The following is a 746-nucleotide window of genomic DNA, read 5'->3' as shown; positions in this document are numbered from 1 at the left end:
AGTAAGCACTAAAAAGATAGTTTGCGCGAAGCTTATAGGGCTGGCTTGGAACATCGACGGATCGAAGTGTTTTGATTGAAGAGCGGCCACTCCAAGAGAGCAAAAGAGCCTGAAAGGGTTGAAGCAAGGCTGACCAAGCACTTCCTTTTCGCAAGGCCCCTTTTGCGATCAAAGTAAGCCGTCCGAAATTAAGTGAAAACACATCAACTAAAAGACTGGACTCCTGATAAGGGCGCCGGTTCAAAACATAAACCGCTTGCTGCTCCTCAATCATACTCATGCACTGACCGCCCCCTATTTAAAGGAGCCTTACTCGTCTCGATAACCCAAACTCTTTAAAGCCCTTTCATCATCAGACCAACCACTTTTGACCTTAACCCATAGGTTTAACATCACCTTGGTATCAAACAAGCGCTCCATTTCTTTACGAGCATCACGGCCAATGATTTTTATTTGTTCACCCTTGTCACCAATAACGATTTTCTTTTGACCACTGCGCTCTACAAGTATTAGCGCGCTAATATGCAGCACGTGCTTAACCTGTTTAAACTCTTCAATCTCTACAGTCACCGCATAAGGTAGCTCTTCCCCCAGCTGTCGCATGATCTTCTCACGCACAAGCTCAGCAGCCAGAAAGCGCTGACTTCTGTCAGTCACTTGATCTTCAGGATAGTAATGAATACTGTTTGGAAGGAAGCTATCAATTAGTTTTTCAAGAGAATCAACATTATGTCCATGCTTGGCAG

Annotated in this window: 2 protein-coding genes; both read right to left on the bottom strand. The window is 44.6% G+C overall.

Translation table 11 applies throughout. The features are described from left to right. On the bottom strand, window positions 1–280 hold a 280-nt coding region (gene recO, locus A3729_RS05085; RefSeq protein WP_068633310.1), incomplete at its 3' end, for a DNA repair protein RecO. 29 nt (window positions 281–309) lie between these two features. Next, the coding region (gene era, locus A3729_RS05080) for a GTPase Era (RefSeq protein ID WP_068633308.1) at window positions 310–746 on the bottom strand (437 nt) is incomplete at its 5' end.

The sequence above is a fragment of the Oleiphilus sp. HI0043 genome, assembly GCF_001634935.1.
This window is presented reverse-complemented; position numbering and strand designations above follow the sequence as displayed.